The organism is Cloacibacterium sp. TD35 (assembly GCF_028864635.1).
GTDB lineage: Bacteria > Bacteroidota > Bacteroidia > Flavobacteriales > Weeksellaceae > Cloacibacterium.
In genome coordinates this window covers 1,786,603-1,805,436 of sequence record NZ_CP104850.1, presented here as the reverse complement: position 1 = coordinate 1,805,436, position 18,834 = coordinate 1,786,603, and the positions used below count along the sequence as shown (strand labels likewise).

Here is an 18,834-nt window from a genome sequence, read left to right as displayed (position 1 = left end):
TGGCAAAAATACAATTTTTAAAATAGAGCTAAAATTTTAATCTCTTACAAACTCGCCAGTTTCGTAATCTATTCTGTATTTATAGGTAAGTGTAGTAGATTGTGACATGGCGATTCCGCCTCCTACTCCTCCAATTGCAGTTCCTAGAAGTACATCACCAAAAGAAGGACCTTGAATAACTTCTCCTACGAAGTAAAAGTTATTTTTTTCTTTGATTACTCCATAAAAATTAAGTCCTTTGATATAAATATTATTGTCTTTAATAATAGCATAAGTAATAGGTTTTGCATTGACTATTTCTCCAGAATTGTCCTTATATTTAATTTTTTTAATTCCTGAAGGCGACAATGCAATTTCCTGAATAGTAAAATCTGGTTTCAGATGCTTAAGAGACTCAAAACTTTTGTAAATACCGTCTGGATATTTATTATTACTATACAGTGGAATTTCACTTTTCATTATATCATCATAGGAAATCATATCATTTAATGTAAATGCTCTTTCCATTAGAAATGTATTAGATTCCATAGCGGTTTTGATTTCAGTAGAAATCAGATTATTAACGTGTTTTTGAAGTGATATGAGTTTATCAGTGCTATTAAATGATATTTTCTTTTCCACTTTAGAGACTAAATAGTAAATATCATTTTCTTGACTAAAAAATGCTCCTTTTAATAAAAAATTAGCTCGATTTGGCGTCTCAGAAATATAGAAATCTCTCAAAAGAAAAGTAAGATTCTTAGATGCAGAATTTTGCGGTAACAATTGATTAAAATAATCTATAAAAATATTTTCTATGGTTTTAGACAGTAAAAGTTTCTTCTTGGAACTTTGACCTCCATATTTCACAAAACCTACATCTTCTTTTTGCTTTCTAATATCTAAAATCTGTATCGTATTGTAATAACTAGATTGAGGAATAGTAATGGCTGTATTTTCAAAAGTAAAATTTACAGTATTATTTTCTTGCGATTGCGCCCAAAGTACAGAATTGCTTAGAATGGTTAATAAGATTATCAGTTTTTTCATTTAAAAATTTTCCTAAAAATAAGGGTTTTCTTAGAAACTATAAAATGCTTTTTATCACTAAAATCTTGCCTGAACTTGCATAAACATTGTAGTATGGTCATATTCTGAAGTAAGCGGAATATTTTTTTGGTAATCATCAATCATGGCTCCTATTTGCAAACAAGCAAAATATTGGTCAGCAAATTCTAATGTAAGCATAGGTGTAAAAGTAGTTCTTACATTCCCTTCTAATTGGTAATTAGGATTTAGATACTCATATCGGTTAGAGAATTCTATACTTCTTAATCTTGGTAAATTTAGATTATATCGAATAATAGGATTGATATAAAAACTTCTGAATCTAAAGTCTTTCAGCTCTGGTTTTGGCGAAAGTTTAGATACTCCAAATTCTGAAAAATTGTTTCCTTCTTTGTATTCAGAAATGATTTCTAGATTCCATTTTGGATTGATGGTAAAGGTTTTTTCTATATCTGCCCCGATTACATTGCCCGATTGATTGATGTAACTGCCAATTCCACCATTCAGACCAATTTTTAAATCATCTTTAAAATCTTTTTCTAATCTGGCATAAACGTGTTTGCTTTGGTCATTATCAATTTCAGAACCACGAGAATTTCCATTGGTAGCTCCTATGTAATATTTCAAAGGATTTTTAGCATTATTGATATCACCATAAACAGCAATTCCGGTTTGGAAACTTTGCCAACCGTTTTTCCCCAATAAATAATAACCATTTGAAAAATCTACAGACTTTATAAACTCACTCGGAATTTCGTCTTCTATTCCAAAATAGGGACGAAACTGCCCCATCTGAATTTTGAGATGCTTATTATGAGAATATCTTACAAAAGCTTGTTCTAGGACTTTTCCCGTAAGGCTACTGCTGTTAAATTCAGAAAAATTAAGCATCATTCCCAAGTCAAAACGGTCATTAATTTTAGATTTTAATAAAAATCTTGCTCTCCTTACATTAAAACTATTGGTCACTAATTTTTGTTGGTCTGCTATATTTACACCGTTTACATCTACATTTTCGGTGAGAGAAACCAAATATCTGGTCTGCAACAAACCGCTAAAACTGGTGTTTCTTAAAATTTTAGAATAGTTAGAAATGGTGTCTTTTTTAGAATCATTTTGCGCAAAAATCACAAAACTGGACAATACAAAACTGAATAAAAGAATTTTCTTCATCTTCATTATTTTTAAACAATCATTTAAATTTGAAGTTACAAAATTATCATTCAGAAAGGACTAAATTATGCTAAGCAGAGAATAATTTAAGAAATAAGACAAAAATCATAATAAAAAAAACTTACCCATAAGGTAAGTTTTTATTCTTTTTTATTCCCACTCAATCGTTGCTGGTGGTTTACTCGAAATATCATAAGCGACTCTATTGATTCCTTTCACTTCATTGATAATTCTGTTCGATACATTTTCTAAAAATTCCCAAGGGAAATGGCTGAAAGTTGCCGTCATAAAGTCTGTAGTATTCGCAGAACGAACTACAGCTGTGTATTCATACGTTCTTTCATCTCCCATTACTCCAACAGATTTTACGGGAAGTAACACCACAAAAGCCTGAGAAACCTTTTCATACAATTCATTTTTATACAATTCTTCTATGAAAATATCATCTGCTTCTTGTAAAATTTTCACTTTTTCGGCATCTACTTCTCCTAAGATTCTAATGCCTAAACCTGGGCCTGGGAAAGGATGTCTGTACACCAAATGATGCGGAATTCCTAATTCTTCACCTACTTTTCTTACTTCGTCTTTAAATAGCTCACGAAGCGGTTCTAGAAGTTGAAGTTTCATTTCTTCCGGCAATCCACCTACATTGTGGTGAGATTTTATTACTGCAGAAGGCCCTTTTACCGATTGAGATTCAATAACATCTGGATAAATGGTTCCTTGAGCCAAAAATTTAGCACCTTCTATTTTGTGAGATTCTTCATCAAAAACTGCCACAAATTCTCTACCGATGATTTTGCGTTTTTCTTCTGGGTCTGAAACGCCAGCTAATTTTGACAAAAATCTTTCTGAAGCATCTACCATATCAATATTCATATGGAAATGTTCTCCGTAATTTTCCATTACTTTTTTGCCTTCATCTTTACGCAAAAGTCCCGTATCTACGAAAATACATTGCAATTGGTCTCCAATAGCTTTATGAATAAGAACCGCAGCTACCGATGAATCTACACCACCAGAAAGCCCAAGAATGACCTTATCATTTCCTACTTTTTCACGGATTTCGGCAACTGTTTTTTCGATATAATTGGTCAGTTTCCAATTTTTTTCTGCTTTACAAATCTGGAAAACAAAGTTTTCGAGCATTTTAGCTCCATATTCACTGTGCGAAACTTCTGGATGAAACTGAACGCAATAAATATTTTTCTTTTCGTTAAAAATCCCTGCAATCACACCAGACTTCGCTGAAATTTCAAAATTCTCTGGCAAAGTTTCTACTTCATCAAAATGGCTCATCCAAACGGTAGAAAATCTGCTTACTCCTGTAAAAAGTGGATTAGATTTAGTGATTTCTAGAGTTGCTTTTCCGTATTCACCTTTTTCACCTTTTTTTACGTTTCCGCCCAAAAGATGTGCTGTAAGTTGCATTCCGTAGCAAATTCCCAAAACTGGAATTCCCAATTCGAATAATTCTTTTTCTACCAAATGTGCATCTGGAGAGTTTACAGAACTTGGCCCACCAGAAAGGATAATTCCTGCAGGATTTTTGGATTTTATTTCTTCTAAAGAGGTATTAAAAGGTAGAATTTCTGAATACACTTCCATTTCGCGTATTCTTCTACCAATCAATTGGTTATATTGTGAACCGAAGTCCAAAATGATGATTCCTTTATTCATTTATTTTTCTATTTTTTACTTTAATGTTCTTTTGGCTTGAACCAAAAGAACCAAAAATTCAAGACTTGGAAACTCGGCTAAAAAATTAAAATTCTTAAAAAAAATTACTTTTTATTTCTGTGCGTAACTAGCCCTGATTGAAGCATTTGTCTGAGCTCTTTTTAGAAATTTATAAATGGATTTATCAGGCAAAAATTTCTAAAAAAGCGAGTGCGGAAAGCAGGATTAGCTCCTAAAAAAATTGAGGGAAAATTCCCTCATTTTATTAAAATTTTCCGATATCTTCTCTGTAAAATGCGTAGTCGAAATGAAGTGTTTTAGCATCTTCATAGACTTTTTCGCGTGCTTCTTCGTAAGTATCGCCAGTTGCAACCACATTAAGTACTCTACCAGAATTGGTGACTACTTTTCCTGCAATTTGCTCTGCTCCTGCAAAGAGAACATTGCTGTGTTTTACCTTATCTAAACCTTTGATTTCGTAACCGATTTCATAATTAGCAGGATAACCACCAGAACACATCACGAGGCAAATCGCCTTTTTATCTGAAAACTGTAAATCTAAATCTTTTCCTTCGATACAGTCATGGATAACATCCAGCAAATTATTCTCTAAAAGTGCCATGATGACTTGTGTTTCTGGATCGCCAAATCTCATGTTATATTCTAACAAATAACATTGATTATCTTGTACCAAAACGCCAAAAAATATAATCCCTACAAAATCAAGTGCTTTGTCTTTAATTCCTTTAACGGTAGGTTCTAAAATGTATTTATTGAAATCTGCAAAATGCTGCTCTGTAAATTCTGGACTTGGAGCTACGCTTCCCATTCCACCTGTATTGGCGCCAGTATTTCCGTTTCCTACTTTTTTATAATCTTTAGCAGAAACACATGGAAAAGCTTTTTCACCATTCCAAAAAGCGATAATAGACGCTTCGAAACCTTGTAAAAATTCTTCAATGACAACTTTTATTCCAGCATCTCCATAAATTCTTTCTATCATGAATTGGTGTAAAGTATGGTGCGCTGTTTCTTTGTCTTCACAAATAACTACTCCTTTTCCGCTGGCTAAACCACTGGCTTTAATCACCAAAGGATAAGAATGATTTTGGATATATTGGTCTGCTTCTACGTAAGAATCAAAAATAGCAGCTTTAGCTGTTCTGATGCCATAATCTTGCATAAATTTTTTAGAAAAAGCTTTGCTTCCTTCTAAATCTGCGGCACGTTTTGTAGGGCCAAAAATTTTTAGATTATGTTTCTGAAATTCGTCTACAATACCATTAACTAAAGGTAATTCTGGACCTACGAATGTGAAATCTATTTTTTCTCTAAGAGCGAAATCTCTTAATTCTGCTACACTTTCATAAGGCAAGTTTTTACCTAAATTTTCTGTTGTAGCATTGCCTTTTGCAAAAAACATTTGACTGATTCTTTTGTCTTCTGACAATTTTTTTGCAATAGCAGATTCTCTACCTCCGTTTCCTATTATTAATACTTTCATATGATACTTGGTTTCTTACAAATTTACGAAATCCTATGAACGATTTGTTATAAAATTTCTATAAAATTTGCGATATATTTATTCTTTGAGTTGCTAAAAAATTGATTTGATTAATGTAAAAAATGTCTCATTCCTGTGAACATCATTGGAATTTTATGTTCATTTGCAGCTGCAATAGAATCTTCATCTTTTACAGAACCACCAGGTTGTACAATCGCTGTAATTCCTTCTTTAGCGCAGAAATCTACTACATCTCTGAAAGGGAAAAACGCATCTGAAGCCAAAACTAAATCGCCACTGAATTTTTCCTTAGCTCTAGAAATCGCTTGTTCTGTAGCCCAAATTCTGTTTACTTGTCCACCTCCAATTCCGAACGCTTGAATTCCGTTTGAAACTACTATAGCATTAGATTTTACATATTTTACCACTCTTTGAGCAAATAAAAGTGCTTTTTCTTGCTGTTCTGTTGGCTTAATTTCTGTAACTACTTTAAAATCTGTAGAAAACTGGTCATCTACATTTTGAACCAAAATTCCGCCATCTATTTTCACCCAAGTTTTTTTGTCTGAAACTGGATTTTTGATTTTTATTATTCTAAGATTTTTCTTCTTTCTCAAAATTTCTAATGCATCTTCATCAAAATCAGTTGCCATTACAATTTCAAGGAAAGTTTTATTCAATTCTTCCGCTGTTGAAGCATCAACTTTATAGTTCATTCCGATGATTCCTCCGAAAATAGAAATCGGGTCACATTCGAAAGTTTTAGCATAAGTTTCTAAAGCAGAATTTCCGATGGCAACTCCACAAGGTGTAGAATGTTTTACCGCACAACAAGCCATCTCATCTTTGAATTCGTTTACTACTTTCCAGCATAAATCCATATCTCTCAAATTATTGAAAGACAATTCTTTACCTCCTAAAATTTCAAAATCTTTCATCGCACCGTTTTCTGTAGTAGAAACGTAATACGCTGCAGATTGATGAGGATTTTCGCCATATCTTAAATCAGAAACTTTTTGGTAAGAAGCCTGTAAATATTCAGGATAATCTTCATTGAGAAGCATTTGAGAAATCGCTGCATCATACGCTGCAGTTAGGTTAAATACTTTACCTGCTAATTTTTTACGAGTTTCTATTGTAGTATCGCCATTTTCTGCGATTTCTTGTTGAACTTTAGCATAATCTTCCACATCGGTAACAACAGTCACAGAAGCGAAATTTTTAGCTGCAGAACGAAGCATTGATGGCCCACCAATATCGATGAATTCTACTTTTTCTTCTAATGAAATTTCTTTATTTACATTTTCGAAAAACGGATAAAGGTTTACAATTACCATATCAATCAGCTCTATTCCGTGTTCCTGAACGGTTTTCATATGTTCTTCGTTATCACGAACAGCAAGAAGACCACCATGAACTTTTGGATGAAGGGTTTTTACTCTTCCGTCTAACATTTCAGGGAAATTGGTCACTTCATCTATCTGAATTGGGTTAAGTCCAGCCTCTTTAAGATGTTTAAATGTTCCGCCTGTAGATATGAGTTCGTAATTTTTAGATTCTAAAAATTTAGCAAAATCAATTAGATTGTTTTTGTTGGAGACACTGATTAATGCTCGTTTTTTCATTTTTATTTTATTACTTTTTATTTAATTTTTATTCAAAATTTTATCAATCGCTTTCGGGAAAATTTCGTACTCAATTTGATGCACTTTCTGTGCTAAAGTTTCTGGAGTTTCATTTTCATCAATGCTAAATTTCCCTTGAAGGATAATTTCACCTTCATCAATTCCTGAAGTTACAAAATGAACTGTTGCACCACTTTCCTTTTCTTGGGCTTCAATTACAGCTTCGTGAACGTGATGTCCCCACATTCCTTTTCCACCAAATTTTGGCAATAAAGCAGGATGAATATTGATTATTTTTCTATTATATTTTTCACAAAATTCTTTGCTCAGAATCGATAGAAAACCAGCTAATACAATCAAATCTGTATTTTTGGGTAAAAGCTTTTCTAAATTTTCAGAGAAATCTTTTCCTCTTTTAATGAGTTGATGCGGAATTTGATGATTTTCGGCTCTTTCTAAAGCATAACAATCTCTGTCCGCAACCACTAAACTGACCTTAGCATTTGAAATTTCTCCACTATCAATACAATCAATGATACGTTGTAAATTGCTACCAGAACCCGAAACTAAAACTGTGATATTTTTCATGATTAAGAGCCAAGATACAAGAATTAAGAACCAAAAAAATCTTGATTCTCGGTTCTTGATTCTTTAGTCTATTTTAAAATTATTTTATCTTCGTTCTCTACGATTTCACCTACTAAATAAGCATCTTCAATTAAAGAAAGTGCTTTTTCTGCAAGACTTTCATCTACTACTAGAACCATTCCTACTCCCATGTTAAACGTACCAAACATTTCCATTCTTTCGATGTTTCCGCGTTTTTCTAATTCTAACATTACGTTTGGAATTTGGATTTTAGAAGTGTCTATTTTCGCACACAATCCATTCGGAATAATTCTTGGAACGTTTTCTATCAACCCGCCACCTGTAATGTGAGCAATACCTGAAATTTCTATATTATCTTTCAGTTTAAAAACGTCTTTGTAATAGAGTTTGGTAGGAACTAAAAGTGTCTCGTATAGAGGTTTTCCTTCGAATTCTTCTTCAAAATTTGGGAAAATTTTTCTTACTAATGAAAAACCATTGCTATGGAATCCTGAACTTGGCAAAGCGATGATTTTATTACCAGTTTTTATTTTAGAACCATCAATAATTTGGTCTTTTTCTACAATTCCTACGCAGAAACCAGCCACATCATAATCTCCTGGTTGATACATTCCTGGCATCTCTGCGGTTTCACCACCAATTAATGCGCACTCATTGTCTTTACAAGCATTTACCATTCCTAGAACAATTTCTGCTGCTACCTCTGCATCTAGTTTTCCGCAAGCTAGGTAATCTAAGAAGAAAAGAGGCTTTGCACCATGACAGAGAATATCATTTGCACACATTGCGAAACAATCTACACCAATAGAATCATATTTTTTAGTATCTAACGCGATTTTTAATTTGGTACCTACACCATCAGTTCCAGAAACTAAAACAGGATTTTTATAGCCACCAATTTCATAGAAAGCTCCAAAACTTCCTAGATTGTTCAGTACATTTTTATTGTGCGTTTCGGCTACAGCAGATTTTATTTTGTCTACGGTTTTGTAGCCTTCTTCTTTGTCTACACCAGCTGATTTATACGTATTATTCATTTTTCTTTTTGGTTTTTTCTGAATGACTTGCAGGCTTTTCACCTGCAAGATTCAGGTTTTACTAGATTTATTTCAAACTGCAAACGCATTGAAAATCAAACTTAAACGACATAAAAAAAGCCGACAATCTTTCTGATTATCGGCCTCAATTATTTTGCTGCGTATTTTAGCTTTCCAATTTCTTGGAATAAACAAGAGCCAAAATATTGCGATTTAATATTCAATTTGTTTGGAATTTGATTTTGCAAAATTAGTTTTTTTATTGACAAAAAGCAATAGAAAAATTTCATTTTGCATATTCTTTTTCATTTTTAACATCTTTTTTAGATTTTTGGCAAGTCCATAGGAACTTCTATCAATAAGATTTCAGAATCATTTCCAAACCCTAAATTGAATTATTCTTTAATTACTAAAAATGCTGCTATACCTGCAACTGCCATAGAAACTCCTGCCAATGCAACCATGTTAATTGCCGTCCCTCCTAAAGCAGAAAGTAAAACTCCTCCTAATAAACCCGCAGTAATCTGCGGAATAGTAATCGTAGCATTGAAAATCCCCATATAAACTCCTGTTTGTTTTGCAGGAAGTTTAGAAGATAAAATTGCATAAGGCAATGCTAGAATAGCTGCCCAGGCTACACCTACTCCAATCATTGGCAAAAATAAAAGATTCTTGTCTTTGATAAACATCATTGATAACAAACCAAGTCCACCCAAAATTAAAGAGAATACATATACATTTCTTCTTCCATATTTGTTAGCTAATGGAGTGATAACTAAAGAAAATAAAGCTGCAAAAACACTGTAAGCTGCAAAAATTACACCTGTCCAGTTTCCTGCTTCGTTATAAGCATTAGATGTAGCATCCGTAGTTCCCCAAATATTTTGTGCAATTCCTTGTGTGGTGTAAACCCACATTAAAAACAATGCAAACCAAGAAAAAAACTGTGTAACTGCCAATTGCTTCATAGCATTTGGTACATTTTTAATCAAAGTAAAGAAACTTACTTTTTCTGGAGTTTCATTTTCTTTTTCTTCTAAATTATTATACTTCGCATATTCTTCTGGCGGATATTCTTTAGTTCTAAAAGAAGTCCATAAAACAGAAGCTAATAAAACCGCTCCGCCAATATAGAAAGACCAAATTACCGTAGGTGCTACTTTTTGACCAGCTTCTGGTTCGTTTGCAATTCCCCACCATGTTAATAAAAATGGTAAAAGTGAACCGAAAACAGCTCCTACATTAATTAAAAAACTTTGGATAGAATATCCCTTATTTCTTTGAGATTCGTCTACCATATCACTTACCAAAGCACGGAATGGTTGCATAGTAACATTAAAAGAAACGTCCATGAAAAGCAACATCATCGCACCAAAGAAAACGGCAGGAAATAATTGTGCAAAATGTTCTGAGTTTGGCATAAAAAACATAGCCAATGCAGAAACAATTGCTCCACCTAAAATAAATGGAATTCTACGACCTAATCTCGTCCATGTTTTATCACTAGAAAGTCCTACAATGGGCTGTACAAAAAGTCCTGCAAGAGGAGCTGCTAACCAAAAATAGCTTAAATGATGTACATCTGCACCGATTGCTGAAAGAATTCTACTGGTATTTGCGTTCTGAAGAGAATATCCAATTTGCACTCCCAAAAAACCAAAACTTATGTTCCAGATTTTCCAGAAAGACAAGAGTGGTTTTTTCTGTGTATTATTCATATACTATAGTTTTTATTTGTTTTTAACGAATTTACTTATTTATTTCTAAAATCAATGAAGATTTTGCAGGAATAGTTAACAAATCTTTAATTTGAACCGTAGCATCTTTCATTACATCTTTTGCTGTAAAACTAGAAGGAACCATTTCTTGGAATCTATTCATTTCGATGGTTTGTTCTTTGTCACTGCTGTTGATGATTACCATTACTTTTTCCTCATCATTATAACGGAAATAAACATAAACATTTCTCTCTGGCGAAAAGTTTTTGGTTTTCCCATTGTGGATAACATCTTTAGACTTTCTCCAGTTTAATAATTTTTGGGTATAATCAAAAAATTCATTTTGCTCTGGTGTTCTGGAAACAAAAGCATTTTGAGCATCACCTTTCCAACCTCCTGGGAAATCTCTTCTGATGTCTGCGTCTCCTTTGTTTTTATCTCCACGCATTCCTATTTCTGAACCATAATACAATTGCGGAATTCCTCTGATAGTAGAAACAATCGTTAATGCCAATTTATAATAAGCAGGATTTCCGTTGAACATTTCATTGATTCTAGGAGTATCATGATTTTCGAAGAAAACCATTATGTTTTTAGGATTTGGAAATAAGAAATCATTGGCAAAAGAATTGTAAAGTCTAATCATTCCTTTGTCCCAATTTTCTTCTTCTTGTAAAGCTTTTGGAAGGTTTTCATACAACATAAAATCCATTACCGAAGGTAAATTAGAATTGTAATTTTCTATTTCGCCTACTTTAGAATCTTTTTGCCAAAAAGCAATTTGAGCTGGGTCATACATCCAAGTTTCGCCTACAATATTGAAGTTTGGATATTCGTCTGTAATGGCTTTACACCATTTTGCCATTCCCTCTTTGTCGTTATAAGGATAAGTGTCTACTCTATAACCATCTAATTGCGCATATTCAATCCACCAAATTGCATTTTGAATTAAATATTTTAAAACCAATGGATTACTTTGGTTAAGATCAGGCATTGTGGTATCAAACCAACCATCTAAAGCTACTTTTTTATCGATAGCAGCAGCATAAGGATTCATTTGAGAATTGGTTCTGTAGTTAGAACGTTTGAAACCATTCTTACCATCTTCAAACCAGTGAATCCAATCTTTAGTAGGCAAATCCTGAATCAACCAATGCGAAACTCCCCAGTGATTGGTCACGTAATCTTTCACCAATTTCATGTCTCTTTTTTTGAGCTCAGTAGAAAGTTCACGGTATTCTTCATTGGTTCCGTAGCGCACATCTATTTTATATAAATCAGTCTGTGCATAACCATGATAGGTATACACTTTTTCATTGTCTTCGCAAACTGGAGTGAGCCAAAGTGTAGTCACTCCAAGATTTTTAAGATAGTCTAAATTATTGATAATTCCTCTTAAATCACCACCATGTCTTCCACCTTCACTTTTTCTGTTTGCTTTTTCGATGAGAGATTTGTTAGAATCATTTTTTTCATCGCCATTGGCAAAACGATCTGGCATAATCAGGTAGAAAACATCTTTAGAAGTATAAGATTCACGCGCAGATGAATTAGGCGTTCTTTCCTTCAATTCATACTGATATGTACTAATGGTTTTTTTGCCATTTTTAAGGAAAATTTTAAATTGAGGCGTGTTAATTTCATTAGTATTAATGGTGATAAACACATAATTAGGATTTTCTACCTTCGTTAAATCCTTAATCTGAATTCCATCTGAAAGTTCAATATTTTGTTGGGCAATATTTTTGCCATATAACAAAATCTGAAGCTCAGGATTTTTCATTCCTTTCCACCAAAAAGCAGGTTCTACTCTTTGGAATTGCGCCATAGAAAAACTGAATATTGCAATGGCAAAAATTGAAAATAGCTTTTTCATATCATTCTATTTAATTGGCTTTAAAGAAATAGCATAACCACCGCTTCTTGCAAGGTGAATCTTGATTTTAGAACCATTGGTTACTACTTTTTTGTAAATATGATAAGCTTGCGGATTTTTTTCGTAATCAGCATTTTTACCATCTTCGTAAATAGTAGCTTCGTATTTTTTTCCTTTTTCTAAGAAAGAAAAATCTACAGTGAAATCTCTAGCATTTTCGTCTGTAACTCCTCCTACAAACCAATTTTCTGAACCTTTCCCTTTTCTCGCAGTGTGAATATAATCACCTGGTTCTGCAGCCAAAATTTTGGTATCATCCCAATCTACAGCTACATCTTTGATGAATTGGAAAGCATCTAAATGTCTCTCGTAGTTTTCTGGTAAATCACAAGCCATCTGAAGTGGAGAATACATCACTACATATAATCCTAACTGCTTAGCTAAAGTAGTATTGGCAAAGCTTTTATTGTTAGCATCATAATAATTGTATTGTGTTTGGAAAATTCCTGGAGTGTAATCCATTGGTCCACCCATAAATCTTGTAAATGGCAAAATGGTAGTGTGATCTGGATTATTACCTCCCATCGCTTCGAACTCTGTTCCACGAGCTGCTTCTGCAGCAATCCAGTTCGGATAAGTTCTGCTTAAACCACTAGGACGAACACTTTCGTGAGAATTAACCATGATTTTATATTCTGCAGCTTTGTCTACAACTCTTTGATAATGGTTAATCATCCACTGAGAATAGTGATGTTCGCCTCTAGGAATAATATTTCCTACGTAACCTGTTTTCACCGCATCATAACCATGTTCTTTCATTAATTTAAAAGCTGGGTCAAGCCATCTTTCGTAATTGGTTGCTGAAGCAGATGTTTCATGGTGCATAATGAGTTTCACATTTTTAGAATACGCATATTCATTGAGCATTTTAATATCAAAATCTGGATACGGTGTGATAAAATCAAAAACAAATTCTTTCGATTTTCCGAACCAATCTTCCCAGCCTTCATTCCAACCTTCTACCAAAACAGCATCAAAGCCATGTTTAGAAGCGAAATCAATGTATTTTTTAACATTATCATTATTCGCAGCGTGTGTTCCGTTTGGCTTCGCTTTAGAATAATCTGTAACGCCAAGATGTATATTGTCTAAATTGGAATAACTCCAAGTTCCACGGTTTGGAACGAACATTTGCCACCAAACTCCAATATATTTCACAGGATGAATCCAAGAAGTATCAGTGTATTTAGTTGGCTCATTTAAGTTAAAAATCATTTTAGAATCTAGCACTTCTTCTGCTTTTTCTGAAACGATAACGGTTCTCCATGGTGTTACTGCAGGTGTTTGCATATAACCTTTTGCACCTTGTGCGTCTGGAGTAAGATGGGTTTTAAAGTCAAAATTTTCTGAATCTACTTCAAGATGAGAAGCTGGATAATTGATTACAGCCGCTTCTGCAAGGTTAATGTACAGTGGTTTTTCTTTACCAGAAAACTCTTTTTTCAACATAAGAGGTGATTGAACCGCATTTTTAACCAAAGTTTGAGATGCGTTACTATCAAAACTGCTTTCCCATTTTGTAGAAATCTGAGAAACCAAACTGGTTGTAGGTCTATATTCCTGCGTATCATAGTCTGCAGGAACCCACCAAGATTTTAAATCATAAGGAAAATTAAATTCGGTATCTTCTTCTTTTACAACGAAATAATTAAGATTTTTCTGTTGAGGAAACTCATATCTGAAACCTAAACCATCATTAAAAAGTCTAAACTTAACAATGATTTTACGGTCTTCATTGGGTTGATTAAGAGTAACCGAAAGTTCGTTATAATGATTGGTATAATATTTTTTTTCTCCAAGAACGGGAGCCCAATTTTCGTTTTTAGAATCTCTGTTTTCTGCAATTTTTTCGAAGTCAGAATTGAGATTTTTACCATCTGGCAGTTTGTTGACATTATCAAAAGCGATGGTATTATCTTTAAGCAATCGAAGGCCTAGTTTAGAATCTTCGATTACTGTTTTCCCTTTGTAATTAAGATGATAATAAGGAACTCCATTTTTCAATTGAAAATTCATTTCGAAGTTTCCGTCTGGAGATTTTAGAGATTGTGCCAAAAATAATGCAGGAGAAAGCATTAGGAAAAGCACGCTGTTTTTCACAATTTTCATAAAGCAAGTTGTTTAATTTACAGTAATTTAGGTATTTCTTATTCTAAAAAAATAGAACGACTAAAAGTAAACAAAGTATTGAACTATTCCAATAAAATTAGCATAAAAATACATGTTTTATTTCATAAAAAAGCCGCAAAAAATGCGGCTTTAATATGGTTTAGCTGTTTAAAATCAATTATTTTTTAACGAAAACATATCTTCCGTCGATGTCATTGAAATAAACATCATAAGTACCTGCGTTTAGAGGAATGTTTGCACCTCCTTGAGTACCTTGACCAGAGAATTCTGAACCAGCTCCCCAGTTAACATCCCAATTACCATTTGCTCTAAATTTAGCTTCACCATTTGATGATACTACTAAATCTTTGATATACCATTGGTGAGGATCAAAACTAGATTGAGTAAGTACAGTGCTTCCACTCCACCCGTTTAAACTACCTGCTATATCAATAGAAGTGTAAGTAGTCATAGCTCCTGAATAAGGAGTGATTGAGTAAGTTTTAGCAAGAATATCTACTTCAAAAGAATAATATCCTGCAGAAGAAACTGTGAATGGATCTGGATCACCACCATCACTGTTTGCAACAGCTCCACCTTTAACTCCCCATTGCGGTTGCCATGTATTATCTCCTAAGATTTCTAACAACTTAAACATACTGGTTCCAAATTTACCTGTAAAGTAGAACTTATTAAGATTAGAAGCATCTCTGAAAATAGCTTGGTTATTATTATTAGTACTCCAACCAGCTGCTGTAGCATCTCCTACTAAGAATAGGTTTTTGAAAGCAACATAAGGAGTCACTTTTACTGTAACCACTTGAGAAACTTTATTGATTGTTCCCCCTACAGATTTTGTAGTAGCAGTAACTCTCATATCTACTGATGCTTCAACATCAGGAACTAATCCCAATTTAAGAACTGCATCATTAAAAATTTTATTTGTGATATCTAAAGTTCTTAAGTTTTTAACAGTACCTAGAGTTACAAATTCTGTAGCAGTAGTTTTAGCAAGTTCTATTGTGTAGGTAACGTCTACCCCATATGCATTGTAGTCTGACCAAAGCATAGTAAGAGCATTATCTTCAGGTAAATTTTTGTTTAACACATAAGATTTTCCTGCAGTAGGATTAGTAATTACTGGTACAGTTGCAGGATAAGGGGTAACATCAAATGAAACGGCATTTGACACTTTAGTCCCTGATTCTACTCTAAAATATACTTTTTTAAGACCATATGGTGAATAACCTGCTTGTAATAATGCAGTATTAAGTGCACCTATAGTAGTACTGTAAGAATTGGTATTAGATGTTCCAAAAGCAATTTTGGTAGCAAAATCACTCGTTGTAGAGAATACTACATTATATGTAGTTCCTCCTAATGAATTATCCCAAGTTAATCTGAATGGATTTTTATCCATTGTAGGATACAATACATTACTTGTAAGAGTAGTATTGTATAATGTAAATGATGGATCAGCTGATTTCCAATTATCATCATATTGTTCGTCTCTACAAGAGCTGAAAACTAGAGGAATTAACAATAATATTGAAATTATTTTAAAAATATTTTTCATAACTAAATTTATTAAAATTTATAAATTACGGCTCAACAATGGTATAGATTCCTGCTTTTACGTTAGCTGTAATCTTATAAGTTTTACCACCACCATTAAATTTCACATTACCATTATCTCCTTTTGGACCTAAGAAACCAGAGTTACCAGCATTATCTTTCATAATATTAGCCCATTCTATATCTCCCCAAGAACGTTGACCTAAGAATTTAAATTCTGAGTTATCATCAAGTTTTACTGTATATTCATATACACCAGGAGCTACTTTAGTCATAGCTGGTGCAGTAGCTGCATCCCAACCATTAATTGTACCTACTATATAAATTTGAGGGAAATCAAATGTAGGAATTGCAGATTCTGCAACATCTATTGATTGTACACCTGTAGCTGCATTAATAGTGATTTTATAAATACCTGTTGCTCCAGTAAACTTCATATTTTCTTCTCCATCTTGTATTAAATTACTAGAAACTTGTTTGAAATATCTATAATTTTCTCTAGTTCCCGCTAAGTCAATACTATAGTTTAATGGATCCCAATTTTTTTGACCTAAAAATCTAAAAGGTTGACCACCTTCTAAATAAGTATAAATCATAGATTTATTAGAAGATTTATATAAAACTTGAGCATCTACAGCAGACCAACCTACGAATGAAGCAGCACCTACAATGTAGAAAGTTGGATATTCTAACTCGTAAGGTGTGATTTTAATCATAGATACATTAGAAGTAGAAGTCAAGTTCTCTCCATTACCTAAGTATGAAGAAACTCTAATGTACATAGTACCTTCTACATCTTTAACCAACCCAATAGTTTGTGCCGCTGTATTCATTTGAGCATTAGTAAATGTAGCGGTTCTAGCTGAGTTAGCAACAGTACCCAAGACAAAAGGCTTTGTAAATTTATTATCTGCAGAAACCTCTATTTTATAAGTAATTTGTACAGGAACTGTATATTTAGCTACATCCCATGTTACATTAAACGCAGGGTTATCAGGAAAATGTTTATCTAAGAAAACAGATTCTTTAGATACATCCATTAAAATTGGAGCAGACTGATTATCAACCGTCACAATCTCTCTATCACTACAAGAAATAAGCCCCAAAAGTGATATTAATAAGAGAAATACTCCTTTAAATATGTTATTTTTCATTTTAATTACAATTTTGAATTTTAATATCCAGGATTTTGAACTAAATTAGGGTTAGCAACAATATCTTTAGCAGGAATTGGGTATAGATTTCTATAATCACCAACTGCTTGACCTTCTTTTACTCCACCTTTCCATGGCCATAAGTAAGAAGCAGAAGTAAATTTACCATATCTAATTAAGTCTGTTCTTCTGGTCATTTCCCAACCTAATTCTCTAGCTCTTTCGTCTAAAATAAAATCTCTACTGATTGATGTAACAGGAGTTGCACCAGCTCTTACTCTTAAATCATTTACATAAGCTAATGCTGTAGTTGTGCTTCCGCCTCCACCTCTTAGAACTGCTTCTGCATACATAAGGTATACATCTGCTAATCTATATAGAGGAATATCTGCATCTACAAAATTTCCTGAACCTTTAGCTGGTCCGTCTGCACCTTCAACACCTGCACTTGTAACATTTTTAAATTTAACAAATGCATAACCATCAGCGAAATTACTTAAATCATTAATTTCTAAAGTTTGGCCATTTGTGTAGAAGTTACCTCTCTTATCATTAGTTCCTGCTCCACCGAATAGGTTAACGTAAGCTTTAGTAGTTCTAAGACCACCCCAACCTCCGTTGATTCCAAAATCGCTTGCTGGCATTTTACCTCCTACTGCTGCATGAACTAAATATGTAGTACCGCCATAAGTTTTGATATGTACACCATCAAAAGCAACTGGGAAAATAACTTCTGGATTATTTAAATGGTTGTCTGCTAAGAATAATTCTGGATAACCTTTATCATCAATAACATTTCCATTATTATCTTTCACATAAGTATGTTTTATACCATATCCTGCGTTAATAACTTTTTGAGTATAGGTAATTACATCTGCATATTTAGCAGTTCCTGCATATACTTCTGCATTAAGATAAAGTCTAGCTAATAGAGTCCAAGCAGCAGCTTTATCTGCTCTACCATATTCATTAGTTTTAGGATCTTTTAATTCATTAGCTACTGCTAATAGTTCTGATTCTACAAATTTATATAAATCAGCTCTTACGATTCTTTTTGGAGGTGTAGGCGAACCTGGTAAGTATGTTTCATCTACGAATGGAACGTTTCCAAATAAATCTAAAGCATGATAATAAGACTGTGCTCTTAAGAATCTAGCTTCAGCTCTCATGTATTTAGCCTCAGTTAAATTAGTTCCTGTAATATTATTAGCTGTTAATTTAGCATCTGTAGTATTTCTAAGAAATTCATTACAGAAAGCAATCTCTGTATAAATTCTATAATACATAGCAGCAACAAATTCATTAGATGAATCCCAAGTCATTTTGTGAATGGTCTGTAATGTACCGTCATTCCATGCAATTACAGCTTCATCAGTAGGAAGAACTTGTAGGGTGAAAAGCTGTCTGGTATATTGAGAGAAGTTCCCATCAATACCACTAATATCAGCATTACCACCGCCAGCTTCTTGACCACCGTGTGCTAAACCTCCATATAATTTAGCGAGTGCGTTTGGATAATTATTAAAATCCGAAAAAATAGCATCTCCTGTAGTTTCTATTATCGGTGTTCTTTCTAAATCTTTAGTACAAGATGATAAAGAAAAGAATAGTGCAAGAGATAATGTTCCTACGATTGCTTTTATATTAATTTTATTTGTTTTCATTTA

The 18,834-nt window shown here is 33.3% G+C and carries 13 protein-coding genes; all 13 read right to left on the bottom strand.

From position 1 onward, the window contains the following. Positions 1-36 precede the first annotated feature (36 nt). Positions 37-1,029 carry a hypothetical protein gene (locus tag N7277_RS08295; protein ID WP_274779098.1) on the bottom strand — a complete coding sequence of 331 codons (993 nt, stop codon included), beginning with the start codon at positions 1,027-1,029 and terminating at the stop codon, positions 37-39. Between the two features lie 57 nt (positions 1,030-1,086). After that, positions 1,087-2,220, bottom strand: a complete 1,134-nt coding sequence (locus tag N7277_RS08290) for a porin (protein ID WP_274779097.1) — start codon at positions 2,218-2,220, stop codon at positions 1,087-1,089. A 150-nt stretch (positions 2,221-2,370) separates the two neighbouring features. Further along, on the bottom strand, positions 2,371-3,900 hold the full coding sequence (gene guaA, locus N7277_RS08285) for a glutamine-hydrolyzing GMP synthase (RefSeq protein ID WP_274779096.1): 1,530 nt from the start codon (positions 3,898-3,900) through the stop codon (positions 2,371-2,373). A gap of 265 nt (positions 3,901-4,165) precedes the next feature. Beyond that, on the bottom strand, positions 4,166-5,404 hold the full coding sequence (gene purD / locus N7277_RS08280) for a phosphoribosylamine--glycine ligase (protein WP_274779095.1): 1,239 nt from the start codon (positions 5,402-5,404) through the stop codon (positions 4,166-4,168). A gap of 110 nt (positions 5,405-5,514) precedes the next feature. Continuing rightward, positions 5,515-7,029 (bottom strand): bifunctional phosphoribosylaminoimidazolecarboxamide formyltransferase/IMP cyclohydrolase, encoded by a 1,515-nt coding sequence (gene purH, locus N7277_RS08275; RefSeq protein WP_274779094.1) that lies wholly within the window; start codon positions 7,027-7,029, stop codon positions 5,515-5,517. A 21-nt stretch (positions 7,030-7,050) separates the two neighbouring features. Further along, a complete protein-coding gene (gene purN / locus N7277_RS08270; RefSeq protein WP_274779093.1) occupies positions 7,051-7,617 on the bottom strand; it encodes a phosphoribosylglycinamide formyltransferase in 567 nt (188 codons plus the stop codon). A gap of 68 nt (positions 7,618-7,685) precedes the next feature. Next, positions 7,686-8,675, bottom strand: a complete 990-nt coding sequence (gene purM, locus N7277_RS08265; protein WP_274780820.1) for a phosphoribosylformylglycinamidine cyclo-ligase — start codon at positions 8,673-8,675, stop codon at positions 7,686-7,688. Positions 8,676-9,070: 395 nt separating this feature from the next. Continuing rightward, on the bottom strand, positions 9,071-10,393 hold the full coding sequence (locus tag N7277_RS08260) for an SLC45 family MFS transporter (protein ID WP_274779092.1): 1,323 nt from the start codon (positions 10,391-10,393) through the stop codon (positions 9,071-9,073). Between the two features lie 31 nt (positions 10,394-10,424). Continuing rightward, positions 10,425-12,269 (bottom strand): glycoside hydrolase family 13 protein, encoded by a 1,845-nt coding sequence (locus tag N7277_RS08255; protein WP_274779091.1) that lies wholly within the window; start codon positions 12,267-12,269, stop codon positions 10,425-10,427. A gap of 6 nt (positions 12,270-12,275) precedes the next feature. Further along, positions 12,276-14,438, bottom strand: a complete 2,163-nt coding sequence (locus N7277_RS08250; protein WP_274779090.1) for a glycoside hydrolase family 97 protein — start codon at positions 14,436-14,438, stop codon at positions 12,276-12,278. A gap of 178 nt (positions 14,439-14,616) precedes the next feature. Next, complete coding sequence (locus N7277_RS08245; protein WP_274779089.1) at positions 14,617-16,014, bottom strand: SusE domain-containing protein; 1,398 nt, start codon at positions 16,012-16,014, stop codon at positions 14,617-14,619. A 25-nt stretch (positions 16,015-16,039) separates the two neighbouring features. Further along, entirely contained in the window at positions 16,040-17,167 is a 1,128-nt protein-coding gene (locus N7277_RS08240) for a SusE domain-containing protein (protein ID WP_274779088.1), read from the bottom strand. A 20-nt stretch (positions 17,168-17,187) separates the two neighbouring features. Then, on the bottom strand, positions 17,188-18,831 hold the full coding sequence (locus N7277_RS08235; RefSeq protein ID WP_274779087.1) for a RagB/SusD family nutrient uptake outer membrane protein: 1,644 nt from the start codon (positions 18,829-18,831) through the stop codon (positions 17,188-17,190). Positions 18,832-18,834 lie beyond the last annotated feature (3 nt).